The sequence below is a fragment of the Nitrospirota bacterium genome (assembly GCA_016235245.1).
Taxonomy (GTDB): Bacteria; Nitrospirota; Thermodesulfovibrionia; order Thermodesulfovibrionales; family UBA6898; genus UBA6898.
Genome location: JACRLO010000017.1, coordinates 3,251 through 21,073, shown reverse-complemented (window position 1 = coordinate 21,073; position 17,823 = coordinate 3,251). Strand labels below are relative to the sequence as shown.

The 17,823-nt window shown below is 49.9% G+C and carries 14 protein-coding genes and 1 pseudogene (1 of these 15 running past the window's edge); 6 read left to right on the top strand and 9 right to left on the bottom strand.

Annotated features, from left to right (window positions below):
- The first annotated feature begins 83 nt into the window (after positions 1-83).
- Complete coding sequence (locus HZB31_08405; GenBank protein MBI5847954.1) at positions 84-824, top strand: hypothetical protein; 741 nt, start codon at positions 84-86, stop codon at positions 822-824.
- Positions 825-835: 11 nt separating this feature from the next.
- Positions 836-1,045: a hypothetical protein gene (locus HZB31_08400; GenBank protein MBI5847953.1), complete on the top strand. Its 210-nt coding sequence runs from the start codon at positions 836-838 to the stop codon at positions 1,043-1,045.
- Here HZB31_08400 and HZB31_08395 read toward each other — a convergent pair.
- Entirely contained in the window at positions 1,033-2,676 is a 1,644-nt protein-coding gene (locus HZB31_08395; GenBank protein MBI5847952.1) for a phosphomannomutase, read from the bottom strand. The two genes, HZB31_08400 and HZB31_08395, sit on opposite strands and share 13 nt — an antisense overlap.
- A gap of 147 nt (positions 2,677-2,823) precedes the next feature.
- Between HZB31_08395 and HZB31_08390 the strand changes: the two genes are divergently transcribed.
- Complete coding sequence (locus HZB31_08390) at positions 2,824-4,080, top strand: HD domain-containing protein (GenBank protein ID MBI5847951.1); 1,257 nt, start codon at positions 2,824-2,826, stop codon at positions 4,078-4,080.
- A 134-nt stretch (positions 4,081-4,214) separates the two neighbouring features.
- Entirely contained in the window at positions 4,215-5,300 is a 1,086-nt protein-coding gene (locus HZB31_08385) for a 3-isopropylmalate dehydrogenase (protein MBI5847950.1), read from the top strand.
- A 57-nt stretch (positions 5,301-5,357) separates the two neighbouring features.
- Here the strand turns inward: HZB31_08385 and HZB31_08380 are convergent, their stop codons facing one another.
- The 8 genes from HZB31_08380 to HZB31_08345 all read right to left on the bottom strand — a co-directional run bounded on the left by HZB31_08380 (position 5,358) and on the right by HZB31_08345 (position 15,125).
- Positions 5,358-8,063: a UPF0182 family protein gene (locus tag HZB31_08380; protein MBI5847949.1), complete on the bottom strand. Its 2,706-nt coding sequence runs from the start codon at positions 8,061-8,063 to the stop codon at positions 5,358-5,360.
- Positions 8,064-8,163: 100 nt separating this feature from the next.
- The gene (locus HZB31_08375) at positions 8,164-10,185 is read right to left on the bottom strand and encodes a response regulator (protein ID MBI5847948.1); all 2,022 of its coding nucleotides are present in this window, start codon (positions 10,183-10,185) and stop codon (positions 8,164-8,166) included.
- Positions 10,182-10,553, bottom strand: coding sequence for a response regulator (locus tag HZB31_08370; GenBank protein ID MBI5847947.1), 372 nt, complete (start codon positions 10,551-10,553; stop codon positions 10,182-10,184). Before HZB31_08370 ends, HZB31_08375 begins: the two co-directional genes overlap by 4 nt.
- Before the next feature lie 25 nt (positions 10,554-10,578).
- Positions 10,579-12,588, bottom strand: coding sequence for a transporter substrate-binding domain-containing protein (locus tag HZB31_08365; protein MBI5847946.1), 2,010 nt, complete (start codon positions 12,586-12,588; stop codon positions 10,579-10,581).
- Between the two features lie 86 nt (positions 12,589-12,674).
- Complete coding sequence (locus tag HZB31_08360; protein ID MBI5847945.1) at positions 12,675-14,096, bottom strand: porin; 1,422 nt, start codon at positions 14,094-14,096, stop codon at positions 12,675-12,677.
- 163 nt (positions 14,097-14,259) lie between these two features.
- Positions 14,260-14,517 carry a DUF2132 domain-containing protein gene (locus HZB31_08355; GenBank protein ID MBI5847944.1) on the bottom strand — a complete coding sequence of 86 codons (258 nt, stop codon included), beginning with the start codon at positions 14,515-14,517 and terminating at the stop codon, positions 14,260-14,262.
- A 30-nt stretch (positions 14,518-14,547) separates the two neighbouring features.
- Entirely contained in the window at positions 14,548-14,772 is a 225-nt protein-coding gene (locus tag HZB31_08350; GenBank protein MBI5847943.1) for a DUF1456 family protein, read from the bottom strand.
- A 77-nt stretch (positions 14,773-14,849) separates the two neighbouring features.
- Entirely contained in the window at positions 14,850-15,125 is a 276-nt protein-coding gene (locus HZB31_08345; protein MBI5847942.1) for an Lrp/AsnC ligand binding domain-containing protein, read from the bottom strand.
- A 366-nt stretch (positions 15,126-15,491) separates the two neighbouring features.
- On the opposite strand from HZB31_08345, the gene asd reads away from it, so the two are divergent.
- Together asd and HZB31_08335 are read left to right on the top strand one after the other, a co-directional pair.
- Positions 15,492-16,604 (top strand): aspartate-semialdehyde dehydrogenase, encoded by a 1,113-nt coding sequence (gene asd / locus HZB31_08340; GenBank protein MBI5847941.1) that lies wholly within the window; start codon positions 15,492-15,494, stop codon positions 16,602-16,604.
- Between the two features lie 65 nt (positions 16,605-16,669).
- A pseudogene (locus HZB31_08335) lies at positions 16,670-17,823 on the top strand (amidohydrolase) (it continues 201 nt past the right edge of the window).

Genomic DNA, 17,823 nt, shown 5'->3' with positions numbered 1-17,823 from the left:
TCTGTTTTGGCGAAGGCAGTGAATTATATATGGACGGTGAGGCATGATATAATACACGAAATTTTTTTGGCAAGGAGTCACGCATGAAGCAGTTTCGCTGGTATCTGTTCCTTACCGCTGCGCTGGTCGGTATTTCAGCCAGCTTTTATCTTGTCCAGGTGGCCATCTTTCATAAGACCGAGGATACCTTATTTTATATGCTGCAGGACATTGCCTTTGTGCCAGTTCAGGTTCTCCTGGTAACGCTTTTTTTGAACCAACTGCTGAGCATGAGGGAGAAACGGTCACTGCTGAAGAAGATGAATATGCTGATCGGGACGTTTTATATCGAAGTCGGAACTGAGCTGATGAAACAGCTTTATCGATTCGGCACCGACCTTTCGCCCGTTCGGGAGAAGATGCTCGTAGCCGGAAAATGGACAGGAAAGGACTTTCTTATTGCCCAGACCTCGGTCAAAAACGCTCACTACGGGATAGACAGCAGAACAGGTGACCTGAACGAGCTCAAGACTTTTCTTGCGGAAAAGAGGACGTTTCTGCTGACCCTTCTTGCAAACCCAAATCTGCTTGAGCATGATGCATTTACCGATCTGCTCTGGGCGGTATTTCATCTTGTTGAGGAGCTTGCTGCGCGGAAAGATTTTGCGAATCTTCCGAAATCGGACTTTGACCATCTCTCCGGAGACATAAAACGCGCCTATTCCCAACTTCTTGTCGAGTGGATCTCATATATGAAGCATCTTAAAGATGATTACCCGTATCTGTTTTCTCTGGCAGTCAGGATGAACCCTATGGACCTTAATGCTGGCCCGGTTGTGCACTGAAAGGAGATGCGATGACTGAAAAAAAAGATATGAAGGTTGAATTCTGCCTCGGCAAAGAGAGTCAGGAATCGTCGAACTATGACGAGATGCTGAAACATGCAGGCCACACGATTCAGATCGTCTCGTTCCCAAGAGGCATTCAGATTCTGAAGGTTTCGATGGAGTGCGTCACCTGCAACAAGGTCCTGATCGAATATGATAATCCGGATTACGAAGAGTAGCCTTGCATCCCGAGGGCTTCTTTTGTCATCCGCTCTGCTGTTTCGAAGACCGCTTTTTTGCCATCCTCCGTGCGTGCCTCGATATAGAACCTCACCTTTGGCTCAGTTCCTGAGGGTCTGATCATCAGCCATGAACCGTCGTCGAAAACCAGCTTGGTGCCATCGACCGTTATAAGGTCCTTTACCGTGCGACGCTGTCCTGCGATGGAAATGGACGCGCCTTCAGGATAGTTTTCGGCAATCGCGGAGAGTTTCTCAACGAGAGGTTTTCCGATAAGTGATTTGTCGACCGATATGCCTGCACGGTCAGGATAGAAATAGCCGAATTCATCCATAATCTCCCCGAGGTAGACGCTCAGGTTCTTGCCTGTGACCGCCATCATCTCCAGTGCTAGGAGAAGGCCGAAGAGGGCATCCTTTTCGAGCGTATGGTTGTAGCCCGTAATACCGTCTGACTCTTCAAATGCAACTACTGCCTTTTCTCCTGAAGACGGCAGAAGATATGGCCTGAAGTTCTTGAAACCGACTTTAGTCTCTTTTATCGGAATGCCGAGCTTTTCTGCGATTGCATTTACCAGATTGCTTGTGCCGACAGACTTTGCCACAACACCATTAAACTTTTTGTGGACATGAAGAAAATGCAGGGCCATTGCGCCGAAATAGTTCATGGGTATCTGTGTTGTGCCGTCAGAGAAACGAATACGGTCGCCGTCAGGGTCCATGATTACGCCGAGTTTCAGCACTGCCCTGCTTTCAGCAAGGACCTTTTCCACCCCTGCCATATTTGTTTCAGAAGGCTCAGGTGCGACACCGCCGAAGAGAAAATCGTCGACGGTCCTGAGATACGAGATCTTCGGATTTTCACCGAGAATGCGCTGCACCCTGCCGCGTGTTGACCCATGGACATTATCAATGCATATGATACAGTCTGCCTCTGCAATGAACTTATTTATCTTCTGAAGGTCGATCGTTTTTCGCTGCTGGATATATTCGAGATACAGAGAGGTTAGGTCGACTTTTTCGATTGTAATGGGCGCAACGGTTTCAGGCACAGAAACCTCTGCCATCATTCGGTTTGCGATCATCTCAATCTTTACGGTTATTTCCGAGCCGGCCGGTCCGCCGTCAGAGGGATTGAACTTGAAGCCGGCATAGTTTGCAGGATTATGCGATGGGGTAAGGTTAATGGCGCATGCTGCCTTGAGCATCTCGATGCCTGCAGAGAATTCAGGTGTTGCAGATTCGCCTGCATACCAGGCCTTAATGCCTGCCTTCTGGAGAAGGCCGATTACCTCCTTGGCAAAGTCCGGACCCAGAAAGCGGTTGTCATGGCCAACAATGGCTCCCCGTTTTTTTATCTCATCGAAGTCCTTTACTCCCATTGCCTGTACGACCTCACCATCATTTGATCTGAACATCTCAATGATCGCAGACGTGACAATGCGGACATTGTTGAAGGTGTAATCAGTGCCAATCTCGCCGCGCCAACCTGATGTGCCGAATACGACCTCTGCCGGCGTTGTATTTTCACGCGCGAACCTTTCGATCTCCGACAGAAGCTGACGGTTATTCTCTACATCTGAAAGTATTGTTTTCCAGCATGATGAAGCAACTGTATGTGAAGGGTGCATTGCCGCTCCTTAATAATTTTTGTTCTATTTTACTGCAAAGTCGATTCATCAGCAACATGAGAAAGGGAATATGATTTTACGGGAAAGAATCGTTACCGGTTCCTTCATATGATACAATGGATATACTATGAATTCAGGGGAATTTTGATGGAGCAGGGCAAGAAGATAAAGTTGATTGACCTGATGATCTGCCTGTCCGATGCCATGGACTTTATCGATTCATCGGTTGTCGATCACCATAAGAGGGTGGCCTATATCGCGCATAGCATGGCGGCTGAAATGGGTCTCTCCCTGGCCCAACAGAAGGATATCGTCTTGGCTGGAGCTCTACACGATATCGGTGCCTTCAGCCTCGCCGAGCGAAGAAATACCCTGGCTTTTGAGATACAGCACCCGCACAGACATGCTGAAAACGGTTATGCATTGCTCCGACTCTTTTCCCCTCTTTCGGTCGTGGCCACTATGGTCAGGTTCCATCATGTCCCCTGGGATCATGGAACGGGCAGGGAATTTAAAGGACAGGAAGTTCCCCTTGCCAGTCATATGCTTCATCTGGCTGACCGGATTGCCGTATTGATTAACAGGAAGAAAGAGATCCTCAGTCAGGCGAGCCGGATATGCAGGATCATTCAGGCTGGCGCAGGAAGGCTGTTTCATCCTGAACTGGTGGATATATTCATGGCGATGTCGGCAAAAGAATATTTTTGGCTTGATCTTGCATCTCCCTCGATTCAAACCATATTGTCGCAGAGGCTGCGGTCTGCACAAGTCGGCATCGCCTCAAAGGATATGCTTGGCTTTTCGCAGCTTTTTTCGCGGATCATAGATTTCAAGAGCCCTTTTACGGCCACTCATTCAAGCGGAGTCGCGGCCAGTGCGGAATTTTTGGCGGGCAAACTGGGATTTTCGCAGCATGACTGCACTGCCATGAGGATTGCGGGCTATATGCACGATCTTGGCAAACTTGCGGTTCCCGTGGAGATTCTTGATAAACCTTCCGGACTCAACAGGAAGGAATTTAATGTAGTGCGGCATCATACGTTTTACACCTACAGGATTTTGCAGCCTATCGCAGCGCTGCAGACCATAAATAAATGGGCTGCATTTCATCATGAGCGGCTGGACGGCTCCGGATATCCCTTTCACCTGAAAGAAAAGGACCTCCCCCTGGGATCGCAGGTCATGGCTGTTGCCGATGTATTTACCGCTTTGACGGAAGATCGTCCTTACCGGCGCGGAATGAAGCGGTCCGATACACTTAGGGTTCTTGATGATATGAGCGTGCGATCAGCATTGAACGGTCAGATCGTGGCTGTTCTCGGAAAGCATTTCAACGATCTTGAAACTGTCCGTATGACTGCTCAGACTGATGCAAGAACAAAATACCAGACTGTAACCGCGTGAACAAAAGGGATCTCCTTGGGTCTCATTTCCCCGCATTGTCGACTTTCTGCCTGTTGTTTGCCGCCCTACGTCAACTTCTAAGAAGTGGATAATCTATGCTAAGATACTGCACTTTTTCAATGCAGGAGGATTTCATGGCAAAGACGTACAATATAGCGCTTATCCCCGGTGACGGCACAGGTCCCGAAGTTGTCCGGGAAGGAGTCAAGGTCCTTAATGCTGCGGCTGCAAAGTCCGGCTTCAAACTCGAATACACCAGTTATGATTTCGGTGCTGAGCGCTATCTCAGGACCGGCGAGACGCTGCCTGACAGCGCTATTGAGGAGTTCAGAAAGTTTGACTCCATGTTTTTAGGCGCGATCGGCCACCCCGATGTAAAACCAGGCATTCTTGAGACAGGGATACTTCTGAAGACACGGTTTGCCCTTGACCAATACATCAACCTCAGGCCGGTCAAACTCTATCCGAATGTTGAAACCCCGCTAAAGGACAAGGGGCCTGAGCATATCGATTTTGTGGTTATCCGTGAAAACACGGGGGGCATTTATACCAGCATCGGAGGGGCAACGCGTGTAGGCACACCCGATGAGATCGCCACGCAACTGATGGTGTACGACCGCAGGACTGTTGACCGCTGCCTGAAGTATGCCTTTGAACTGAAGAGAAAACGCAACGCCATGAACCCGAAGTACGCGGCAAAGCCGATTACGCTCATCCACAAACGCAATGTGCTTACCCATTGCGGAGACCTCTGGTACCGCGCTTTCGAAGAGATGGGGCAAAAGCAGTACCCTGAGTTGAAGCGCGACTATAACCATGTTGATGCAGCCAACATGTGGTTTGTGAAGAACCCCGAATGGTTTGACGTGGCTGTTACGGAAAACCTGTTCGGTGACATCATTACCGATCTTGGCGCCATGATTCAGGGAGGCCTTGGCGTGGCCTCAGGCGGCAACATTAATCCTGAAGGCGTCTCGATGTTCGAGCCGATGGGAGGCAGCGCCCCGAAATATACCGGGAAAAATGTGATCAATCCCATGGCAGCGATCGGCGCGGCGATGATGATGCTCGACACAATCGGCGAATCAAAGGCCGCTCAGGGTATCGAGGCTGCGATGATCGCGGTGATGCAGAAGATGAAGAGTCAGGCTGCGGGTCAGATGGGAATGTCCACAACCGAGGTGGGCGATCAGATTGCGAATCTCGTAGCGAAGAATTAATTGCGCTGCTGCATTTCTTTCGCTAAAAAAGGGGCCATGTCGGCCCCTTTTTTATGTTCACTTCTGCATCTTTTTGATCGCATCGCCGAGCTTCTGAATTTCTTCTCCATATAGTGCCCAGTTGCCCTCTCTCTGCGCCTTTATGGCGCGGTCAAAATGCTCCTTTGCAACCGCTGCCAGCTTTTTGTCTTCTTTCACTGAGGGCACTGCAGGCAGCCGGACATTGCCTGAGGCCACAGCCTCGTCCGTAACCTTCACCTCTCCGAAGATTTTTGAAAGCGCCGCATCAAGGGTCTCCTCCATCGCAATGCGGTTTTCATACGCAACAATGACCCGTTTGAGTTCGGGTATCTTGCCGGTCTCTGCACGCAGGTACAGCGGCTGCACATAGATCAGGGAGTTTTCAATGGGGATAACCAGCAGCGTGCCCTGGATCACCTGGGAGCCGCGCTGGTCCCAGAGCGAGATCTGCCGGGAGATCTCGGTATCCTGGTTGAACCTGGCAACGATCTGTTTCGGGCCGTACACGAGCCTGTCCTTGGGAAAGCGGTATACCACCAGTTTCCCGTAATCTTCACCATCGCTCCGTGCCACCATCCAGGCTGAGAGATTGTCCTTCTTTTTCGGATTAAAGGGGAGCATCAGGATAAACTCTTCCTTCTTCTCCTCCGGAAGTTTCATGATCGTGTAGTAGGACTCCATCACCGCTTTATCTTTGCCGCCTAATGCGGGGATCTCCCACTGGTCCTCCCTGTTATAGAAGCTCTGGGGATCTTCCATATGATAGGTCGAATAGATCTGCGTCTGAATATCGAAGATATCGAGCGGGTAGCGGATATGCTTTCTGAGGTCGGCCGGCATTTCCGCAAGCGGCTGCAATGTTCCCGGAAAGATCGCATCGATTGTCCTGACCAGCGGGTCTTCCCGGTCTGCCACATAGAACATCATGCTGCCGTCAAATGCGTTGATCGTGATCTTTACCGAATTCCGCATGTAGTTCATGCCTTTTGGGGATGGCTGGGAATAGGGGAAGCGCCTGCTTACGGTGTACGCATCCACCATCCAGAAAAGACGTCCGTCATCTGCGATGACCATGTAGGGATCTGCATCGATCATCAGAAACGGCATGACCTTGTGGACCCGTTCCATGATGTTGCGGTGAAAGATGACCTTGCTTCTACTGGTAACATCATTGGAAAGGATAAGTTTCATCGACTTGAAATAGGCAGCAAAGGCCATCTTCTTCAGAAAGGAATCGAGCGCTACGCCGGTCTTCCCTGAATATTCGGTGAAGACATTCTCTTCTCCCGAGGGATAATCAAACTCTTTGGACTTCGAATTGACAATCACGTAAGGACTTGAGAGCCTGCCGAAATAGATCTCTGGCCTGGTCACCTTGATCGCTTCTGCGGTTGATATCGGCGGGATGTCCCTGATGAGCAACACCGGCAGTCCTTCGGGGGTAACCTGATTAACCTGTCCGAGTGTCAGGCCGTATCCGTGGGTAAATGTCAGGGTCTCGTTGATCCAGTTTCTGGTCGGGATGCTTTCGCTCGACAGTTCTCTTGGGGAGAGCATGGTCTGGCGGTATTCTCCGTTGATCATGTACCGGTCGTTTCCCACGGATGAAAAACGGTAATAGGTCCTGATCTCCTGGATCTGGCTGAAGGTATCGAGCAGCGGCCTATGGTCCCAGAGGCGGATGTTCTTTATGGTGGCGCTGTTCTTTCTGATATCACTCCGATCGAGTGCCGTGCTGCCCGAGATGTCCCGATCCTGTACCTTGTCGAGTCCGAAGGCCTTGCGTGTAAATGCGATGTTGTTTTTAATATAGGGAGTCTCCTTGACCAACTCGTTCGGCGCAACAAAAAACTTCTGCAGTATCGCCGGATACACAGTACTGCCGAAAAATGAGACTGCAATATACATACCCACTGCTGCAGCAAGGAGCAGGCTGCGCCTCAAAAAAATGTTGGCCAGCAAGAAAGCGGCAAGCGCAAGGGCCATAATGATCCGGATCTTCATGAAGGGGATGACTGCGTGCACGTCAGTGTACGTGGCGCCTGCGATATGCCCATTGGACGAGTAGAGAATGGCATGCATGCCGATATAAGACTTCCAGGCCAGAACAGCGAAGATCAGGGAGCCCAGAAGAGAGAGGTGTGCCGAGGCCGTGCGCTCTGCGGTTACACCGCGGCTGTTGAAGTATATCGCGCCTTTGACAATATAGATCAGGACAAGTGCTCCAAGAGCTGCCCAGAGCGTGAGCTGCAGGGCATTGGCAACAAGCGCGTGGGCAGGCAGATTGAAAAGATAAAAAGAGACATCTTTGCCGAAAATCGGATCGGCATATCCTGAGGCAGCCCCGTGAATATACGACAGCAGGGTGAACCAGTTGGCATTAAACAGGCTTGCCATAAAGAGGCCTGACAGAACAGGAACAACGATACTAATCCGGTCTATATGCCGGAGGATATCGAGTTGCGGCATTGTCTGAACGTTAAGAGGGATAACAACTGGTCTCCCTTTCATTATCCTCAGCGCGATCTGTATGTTCAGATATGTGATGAGAAAGCCGCCAAGCGCGCCGGCAAGGGCTGAGAAGGCCTGGCCTTGAACCTGTGTGCTGAATATCAGTCCCCGTCCGATGTCTTTGAACCAGAGCCAGTCAATGTAAAGCGAGAGGAATTCCGGCAGGAATATCAGCAGAAAAAAAAGCGTGAGTAATATAACAAGCAGTTTTCCGAATGGCCTTTTCAGCATGGATCCCCCTGAAAGCGATTAAGTATATGCAGACATATTAGCACTTATCAGCGTAATCTCAGTGGACAATCGATCAGTCCCTGCCTATGATGAGCATCTTTTACGATCGATCCAAAATCTCCCTTACTTTTTTCAGGAGGTCCTGCGGCCTGATGGGTTTACGGACAAAATCAAGGCCAGAGTCTGTAAGCTTATGGTTTTGGGAAATATCCATCGTATATCCGCTCATAAACATTGTCTTGATGCCTGGGCTTGTCTTCTTTATTTCATCATATGCCTCTTCCCCGCTTTTCTTCGGCATGATCATATCAAGCAGGACGAGGCTAATCCTTTCCCTGTTGTCCATAAATTCTGCTATCGCATCTTCTCCGTCCTCTGCGGTAATAACACGGTACCCATAGGACTCCAGGACTGAACTGGTCAATTTCCTCAGGGAAGCATCGTCTTCAGCGACGAGTATTGTCTCATTTCCGCCCTTGACATCAGCAGGGACCTCTTTTTCCCCGTCCGGAGATGCTGCTTCTTCACTGAGAGGCAGGAATATTTTGAATACCGTGCCTTGTTCTGGTTCGCTGTATACCTTAATGTATCCGTTATGCTGTTTTATTATTCCGTAGGAGATAGCAAGGCCGAGCCCTGTCCCTTCTCCAACGCCTTTCGTGGTAAAAAAAGGCTCAAATATCTTTTTCTGAGTTTCAGTGTCCATACCATAGCCGGTATCAGCGACCGTGATAAGGGCATGGGTTCCGGGTTTCCCATATCCGTACATCGCAACATATTCCTCATCTATTACCTGAAGTCCGGTGCCGATTGTCAGCTGTCCGCCCTCAGGCATCGCGTCCCTGGCATTTGCGGCAAGATTCATCAGTACCTGTTCAATCTGTCCTTCATCCGCCAATACGTTCAGCTCCCCGTCTGCCAGAGCAAGATGCAATAAGACATTCTCTCTGATAATCCGGCCAAGCATTTTCTGCAGGCCGAGGATAGTCTCGTTGATATTAATGGGCTTCACCTCAACCGCCCGTTTTCTGCTGAAGACAAGCAGTCTTTTGGTCAGATTCGCAGCCCTCTCGGCGGCAGTGAGGACTTCATTCATCTGTTCCTTCAAGAGGCTATCGGCTTCCAACTTGTCCATGATCATCGTGCCATACCCCATGATCACATTGAGGATATTATTGAAATCATGCGCAATACCGCCTGCCAGCGTGCCGACAGCCTCCATCTTCTGGGCGTGCCTGAGCTGTTCTTCCAGTTTCTTCTGGTCGGTCACATCCCGTATCATTTCAATGTTGCCTATAAAATTGCCCTTATTGTCGGTTAATTTCTGGAGGGAGATTTCACCGATAAAAACAGTGTCACTTTTTGTCCTGAATTTCACTTCAGCTATTACCGGCCTATCGGGTTTATCAATGGTGGATATTTTGTTTCCGATCAGGCCAAAGCTGTTGTCATCGGCATATAATATCCGTGTTGTTTGGCCGCCAATTTCCTCAACCTCATAGCCGAACAGATCTCTCAGCGCAGGCTGATTTGCATTTATGATCCTGCGTTCCTTATCAACGGTTATAAATACATCCCTCAAACTGGTGAAGAGGTTCCTGTAGCACTGCTCACTCTCCAATATGGTTGCCTTGGCCTTCTCAAGCTCCCGTACCTTCTCCTCCAGTTTGGCAGCGACAACGTGGCTGTATTTCCTCAGAAAAGCCTCTTCTTCATCTATCAGTTGAGGGGCAGACTTATTTTGGTTTCTGAGCCTGTATTTTTCGAGTATGCCTATCAGTTCGTCCCAAAACTCCTGCGGGTCTTTTGGCTTGATGATAAAAGCTTCGGCCCCAAGAGAAATTGCAAGCTCTGCCTCTTTGTTACCGGTATAAACAGCAGAGTAAAAAACAAAGGGGATTGATTTCAGGGCTTCGTCTGTTTTTACACTCCTGAGGAACTGGAAGCCGTCCATCACCGGCATAAGCGCATCAGAGACGATCATGTCAGGCTTTTTTGCGTTTGCCAGATGCAGCCCTTCTGCCCCATCTGAAGCCTCTATAACCTCGCAGCCATGATGCTCAAGGTTAAACTTCAGCATCTTTCTGTCATCAGCGTTGTCCTCAGTGATCAATATCTTCATGCAGTTTCTCCTATGATCTTCTTTATCTCCTTCATTACGGTCTCGGGATCAATCGGTTTTTCTATATAGCCCGTGCAGCCCGCATTGAGGAGTCTTTCCCTGTCCCCGCTCATGGCATAGGAGGTCATGGCGATGACGGGGACGTGAGGGTCCAGTTCTGAACTGCGCAGCAGCGGCAGGACCTCGAACCCGCTGATGTCAGGGAGTTGAATATCAAGAATGATGAAATCCGGTTTTTCCTGAACAGCGAGTTCCACGCCCCTTTTACCGTTTTCCGCCCAAACAGTGCTGTAGCCGTTTTTATGGAGTATGAAGGTTATGAGATTCATGTTATCTTCGTTGTCCTCGATCACAAGCGCCTTTTGCATATCGCGTCCTCCGTATAACACATATTCATTGCGGGAGAATCTCCTGATCTGTTTTATTTCTGAGATTCTTTGGAATGCTGAGCATAAAAGTGCTGCCTTTACCATACGTGCTCGTGACCGATACCTCGCCGCCGAGCACTTCGGTAGCCAGTTTCTTTGTGAGATAAAGACCCAGGCCTGTACCGGAAACAGTCATCCTCAGATTTGAATCCAGCCTGATAAATGACTGAAAAAGCCTCGACAGATCTTCCTCTTTTATGCCTATCCCCGTGTCTGTTACCTTTATCTGCATTTTATCACCTTTTTCTTCGGCAAGGATTGTTATGGTCCCTTTTTCACTGTATTTGACCGCATTGCTCAGATAGTTCAGGACGCACTGAAAGAGCCGCTTTCTGTCGGTCTTCAAAATGATCTTCTCCGGTATCATACTGACCCCGATCTCCAGACCCTTTTCTTTGATCGGCAGTTTCAGTTCTGACAGGGCATCATTGATTACGCTATCCAGTGGAAACTCCTCAGCATAGGCCTCGATCTTTCCTGCCTCGATCTTCGAAATATCGATAACATCCGTGATAAGGGCAAGCAGATGCTTGCCGGCCTTCAATACCCTCTGGAGTTGGTCCCTTTGCTCTGCATTTATTTCACCGGTCATGCCCTGGAGGATAATGCCGGTAAACCCTATAATGGAATTCAGCGGGGTCCTCAACTCATGACTCATGGAGGCAATGAACATGGATTTGAGACGATCGAGGTCCTTGAGTTTGTTGTTCGCTGCCTCCAGCTCAGTTTGTTTTGCCTTCAGTTCGACAGTGCGTTCGTTTACCATCTCCTCTAGGTGCAGGCGGTGCTTATCCAGCTCCTCCTCAGTCTGTTTCCGTTCTGTGATATCGGAACCAATGCTGAGAATTTCGAGCACCTGTCCCGCATTATTCTTAACGATCTTGTTGGTCCAGGAAATCCAGACCCGGTCTCCGTTACGCAGCATGTTTTCATTGATGTTATTCTCAAACTCTTCGGGGCGCGCACATATTTCATCCATAAGAGGGCTCAGATCCCTGCCTGTGCTTTCCGATTCAGGAACAATAGTGCCAACTACATGACGGCCGAGAATTTCAGCTTCTGAATAGCCGAAAAAGTTCTGTCCAAACTCGTTCAGAAAGGTGATCTCTCCTGCGCGGTTCCACCGAAGAATTATGCTATTTGCGTTCTGAACGAGCTCCCGATACTTTTGTTCGCTTGTTCGAAGTTCCCGGGTGCGGGTGTCGACCTGATGCTTCAAAATGAAGCTTCCGGCCAGGCTCAGGAGCAGGGCAATGCCAAGAACGAGGCCGAGGATTTGTAGCCATGCCGGTAATTTGAATCTGACCTCTTCGGAGGTCCATCGTTTCAACGACGCATAATACTCTGATTGAGAGTCTTTTTTTAGATCCGAAAGACGGCTGTCAATGCTGTTCAGTAATCGTTTGGGATCGTTTCTGGTCGCCGCGAAAAAGAGGTCGGATGGTTCGAAAATAATCGCGGTATCTTCAAGTCCGGCTTTTTTCGCATGCATCAGACCATAAAAACGATTGGTTATGGCGGCATCGACCTCCCCCCTAGCGACGCGCTCAAACATGGTTTTGTAATCCGATGCAGTGATGATCGTGATCTGGATTCCAAAGCCGTTGGTAAGCCGGTTGAATGTCTCCTGCTGTACCGAGCGTTCCAGAACAGCAATTCGTTTTCCGTTCAAATCCACGATCGACCTGATTCCGCTGCCTCTGGCGGCATATATCTGTGACCAGGAGGAGAGAACCGCCACCTTATGAAAGGCAAACAACTTGTCACGATCCGACGTATATGCCACGTCAGGCATAAGGTCAATCTCTCCCCGTGTCAGACGGTCCAGCCCTTCCGCGAACGTACCTGCCACATAGCGCAGATCCCACCCTTCGCTTTTTGCTATAGACTCGATGATATCGATAAAAATGCCTGAGGGTTTGCCGGATTCGGAGGTGAAGACCTTCGGAGCATTTTCATAGACTCCGACTTTCACGGTCAGGACATCGGCTCTTGCAGGAAAAGCCCCGATGCCTGAAAAAAACAACAAGAGGACAGTCACTGATATTAAAAATCTCTGTATCAAAATTTTACCCTTGCCCCGACAGTGCTCACGATGATATTTTCGACCGCCGGGCCGGATTGTCGATCAAGGGCATAGTTGCGGTACTGAATGTAGAACTCCGTAGCTATCCTGGTGACAAACTGGACCGCTGTCGCTCCCACTGACCAGGCGCTATCTCTTGGCGAAGGCAGGTTTTCCGACCTCGTGTAGTCAATGCCAAAAGCCGTGTTCCCCAGCTTGTTCAAATCTGCGATCCAGCCCACCTTACCATACAGGTTGGTTGCGGCCTTTTGCCTTACCCTCTCCTGCAGGCCACCGGACAGGGTAAGGTTCAGGCCGGTGTTCTGGTGCAGGACTGACAGTGAGCCGTCATACTGCAGACCGCTGTCCGGAAGATTGGGATCTGATATGGCAAACGCCCCGGCAGCCTTTAGACCATGGCCCTCGCCATACCAGAAGATACCTGCATCGTAACGCTGATCAGTCACGAGCGAGACAGCAAGGCTGAAACCGCAATAGGTGGGGGTGTCGTATCGCAGTCGTGACTGACGGCTCAAACCATCCCTATCCTGAAAAACATCCGACACCTTCAGTGTCGTCAGCGCGTTGGTGCCCCTTTTTTCGCGAAAGAGCATTCCGGATGCGATATCCGCAATGCTGGCGTACTGCACCACATCGGTTCGCGAGAGGTCCACTTCAGCAGTAGAGTTTGAGGCTGTGTCACCCTTGCCGAGAGACAGTTTGCCATATTTGACACTTGTCAGGGAAAACTCTGCCCATCGTTGATCAAAGTATGTGCCCGGGGTTGGGCTTGTCTGGGAGACTTGGGCAGAGGTGTCAGGGGCAACGGTCACCTCGATGCGGGTCCCGACTGACAGATCGTCGTCAATTTTGGCTGTGCCGATAAAGCGGACGCGGCTGCCGCTGGTGCTGTTGTCAACAGGGTAAAGACCCGTTTTTCTCCCGTCGTGAACGATAGTAACAGCCCGGTTCACCTGGCCCGAGAGGGAAAGTTTAACCAGGTCGTTACCGGAACTGATTGTGAACCATGGAAGAGGATCTTGCAGGGAAGCTGTATCAGGCTGCTGCTTCTTTGTTGCAGAGGCGACTGCCGCGGGAGTCTGGCTTTGTTCATTGCGCTGCAGTGCGTTGATCTGCTGCTGCATGGCATCCAGCCTTTCAGACTGCATCATGATCTGAGCGGCCTGCTGACGGATCTGCTGCTGCTGTTGTTGAATGGTTTGCTGTAACTGCCGGAGCAGTTTTGCATCGACCGGAACAGACCCGGTGTCCCTGTTATCTGTATCAAGTCCGTTTTGGACCTGTTCAAGGCTTTTGTCCGAAATCTTTTGGTCGTCTTTATCAGCAGCCTGGAGAGGGGTGGACAGCAGAAATAGGCAGATAACAACAATGGCAAGCTGTGTATCACATTGTCTCAAAATAGTAGAAGTCCCCCTGCACCCTGCTAACGACCAATTTCCTGCCTTATCCATTTTCTGATAAGCAGGCAGTTATTCTTGTACCCCGCCTCATTATATCACGTTCTGCTGAAAACAAAAGCAATCGAATTTTGATACGTACGCTCACCCTTCCTGCCGTGTCTTATTCCTCCTTATTGCTGATCTTTTTCTTCTTGATGCGGATTTTTTTCTGACGCTGATACAGAGTTTCTACTTTCTTTCTGGCCCAGGGCGTCTTTCTCAGAAATGTGAGGCTGGACTTGATGCTGGGATCGTAGCTGAAACATCTGATCCTGATGAGCCTGCTCATCTCTTCCCAGCCGTAATGTTCCACCAGGTGGGTAAGCATCATTTCGAGGGTGACGCCGTGAAGGGGATTATTGGCCTGCTGGTCAGTCATGTCCTGATCGGATGTCTTAGTCATTCCGGCTTATTCAGGTTTTTTGCCGCGGGTTTTGATGATGAGTCCGTTTAAAAAACGCCTGAGGATCTGGTCGCCGCATTCCCGGTAATTTCGCTGGTCCTCGCTCCGAAACAGGGCAGACAGTTCGGATTTTGAGATGTCAAAGTCCGCAAGTTTTAATATCTCGATAATATCCGTATCCTTCAGGTTTAGTGCAATCCTCAGTTTCTTCAGTATTTCATTGTTGGTCATCGTATCTCATCCTGATTATTCTCCTTAGTCTATGGCGCGAGAGCGTATACATGAGAACTCATCAAATATAGTGTACGCTACATCCCTACACCGAACATTGCTTCAAGGTCATGACGGGAAAAAGCCCTGAATGCGAGCATAGTTTCGGACCTGTCAATGGAATCGATACTAACCATTTTCTTGGTAACAAGATCCGCAAGATCATCGTTTGATGGGACGCGGGCAATGGCAATGAGATCATAACTGCCACTAACCGAGTAGACTTCGGATATCCCGTCCATTGCGGCAAGTTGCTCAGCCACGTCATTGATTTTAGATCTTTCTGCATTTATGAGGATGATTGAGGTAACCATGTCTTCTCCTTGCAGCTATATTTTATGACTTCAGTGCCGCGGAAACATTTATAATATACTCGAAAATATACGAAATAAATACTGATGCTAATTCCCCAAATCCTTGCTTTAAGGGGACAAAGTTCTATTTTTGAATGATCTTTTCGCAATTGCTTTTGGTAAGCCGACGGTTAATGTCCAATTGCCGATATCTACCAATACATGCTCTCATGGATATGATGTTATCACAATCAAAAGAGGCTTCATAGAGAAAAGACTTGCTATCTAGCGATAAAATATTCTCGCGAGCAATCTCTTCCTTGCGTGCAAAGAAGGCAATGCTTTGAGTATAATAACTTTTTAAATTCACTTTACGGGAGCAATAACATGAAGCGAGTCGGATTTGTGGGATGGCGCGGTATGGTGGGCTCGGTGCTGATGGGCCGCATGCTTGAGGAGAAGGATTTCGGTCTTGTTGATCCGGTTTTTTTTACGACCTCGAATGTGGGCGGTATCGGCCCGAAGATCGGCAAGGACGTGCCTGCGCTGAAAGACGCCAAGAATATCGACGACCTCAAGGCAATGGAGATCATCGTCTCCTGTCAGGGCGGCGACTATACCTCAGAGGTCTTTCCCAAACTCCGTGCCGCAGGCTGGAACGGCATATGGATCGATGCAGCTTCAACGCTCCGCATGGACAAGGATTCGATCATCGTTCTTGATCCTGTGAATATGAACGTTATTCAGGACGGTATGGCAAAGGGGATTAAAAACTATATTGGCGGCAACTGTACGGTTTCGCTGATGCTCCTTGCCATAGGCGGACTCTATAAGGCAGGGCTTGTTGAATGGATGAGTGCTATGACCTACCAGGCCGCATCAGGAGCAGGTGCCAACAATATGCGCGAACTGCTGAAACAGATGGGAGAGGCGCACAGGGCTGCACGGGTTCTGCTCGATGACCCTGCATCTGCCATCCTTGACATTGACCGTGAGGTTGCAGGCACGCTTCGGGACAAGAACTTTCCGACAGCGCATTTCGGTGTTCCTCTTGCCGGTTCGCTTATTCCGTGGATAGACAAGCAGCTTGATAACGGCCAGAGCAAGGAAGAATGGAAAGGCCAGGCCGAGACGAATAAGATCCTTGGCCGCGAAGATAACCCGATTCCGATCGATGGCCTTTGCGTGCGTATTGGTGCAATGCGCTGCCACAGTCAGGCGCTCACCATCAAGCTCACCAGGGACGTGCCGCTGGATGAGATCAACGGGATGATCGCAAGTCATAACCAGTGGGTGAAACTGATACCGAACCAGCGCGATATAACCATGCGCGAGCTTACCCCTGCTGCGATCACCGGAACGCTCAGTGTCCCGGTCGGCCGTCTGCGCAAAATGAATATGGGCCCTCAGTTCCTTGCCGCATTTACCTGCGGAGACCAACTGCTTTGGGGTGCGGCGGAGCCGTTACGGCGGATGCTCAGGATTGTCGTAGAAAAATAACCCCTCCTGACCTCCCTAAGTTTAACCAGAAGTAGGTGCTTTAAGCAGGGAGTAACATAAGAGACATGGAATCTGTTGATCTGATCGTTAAAACCGATTATGTCCTGACGATGAATCAGGAACTTGCAGTTATCGAAAACGGCGCGGTAGCAATAAAGGGCAATCGTATCGTTGCGGTAGCTACTGCTGCACAGATCACGCAAAAGTACTCTGCTTCGAAGATCATCAATGGGGAAGGCAAGGTTGCCTTCCCCGGTCTGATAAATACCCACACCCACGCTGCCATGGTCTATTTCAGGGGCCTTGCTGACGACCTCCCGCTCAAGGTCTGGCTTGAGGAGCATATCTGGCCTGCAGAGGCGAAATGGCTCAGCCCCGGGTTTGTGAGCGATGCGGTGGAACTTGCCTGTCTTGAGATGCTGAAGGCAGGTATCACGGCCTACGCAGACATGTATTTCTTTGGGGATGCCGTTGCCCGGTCAACCAAAAAATTAGGCATGCGTGCAGTTGTAGGCTCCGGTGTAGTTGATTTTCCCTCTGCCACGGGAAACAATGCAGATGATTATCTGGCGAATGCGGAACTGTTCATAAAGAACTGGAAGGATGATGATCTCATTATACCGTCAATAGCTGATCATTCGGCCTATGCCTGTTGCCCGGAAACGCTGAAGAAATCAAAGGCCCTTGCAGACAGGCATGGCGTGATGCTCCAGATACACCTCTCAGAGACCCAGTGGGAGGTCAATGAGATGCTTTTCCGCCATGGCAGACGGCCTGTGGCGCATCTTGACTCCCTCGGCCTGCTTGATGAACGACTGGTCGCAGCTCACTGCGTCTGGCTCGATACCGATGAGATCGACCTGTTGGCCAGATCAAAGACCAACGTCTCCCACTGTATGGAATCGAACCTTAAGCTTGCCTCTGGCATTGCACCGGTGGTGAAGATGCTCAATGCAGGAGTGAATGTCTCATTCGGTACAGACGGAGCGGCAAGCAACAATACCCTGAGTATCCTGAGTGAGATGTCGACGGCAGCAAAGGTGCATAAGGCAATATCAGGTGATCCGACCGCGCTGTCTGCAAAGCAGGCAGTCCTTATGGCAACGCGCCAGGGTGCCGAAGCCCTCGGGCTCGGCAGCCTCTGCGGCAGCCTTGAACCCGGCAAGGCTGCTGATATCGTGCTTGCTGATCTCAGGAGACCCCATCTGACTCCCTTATA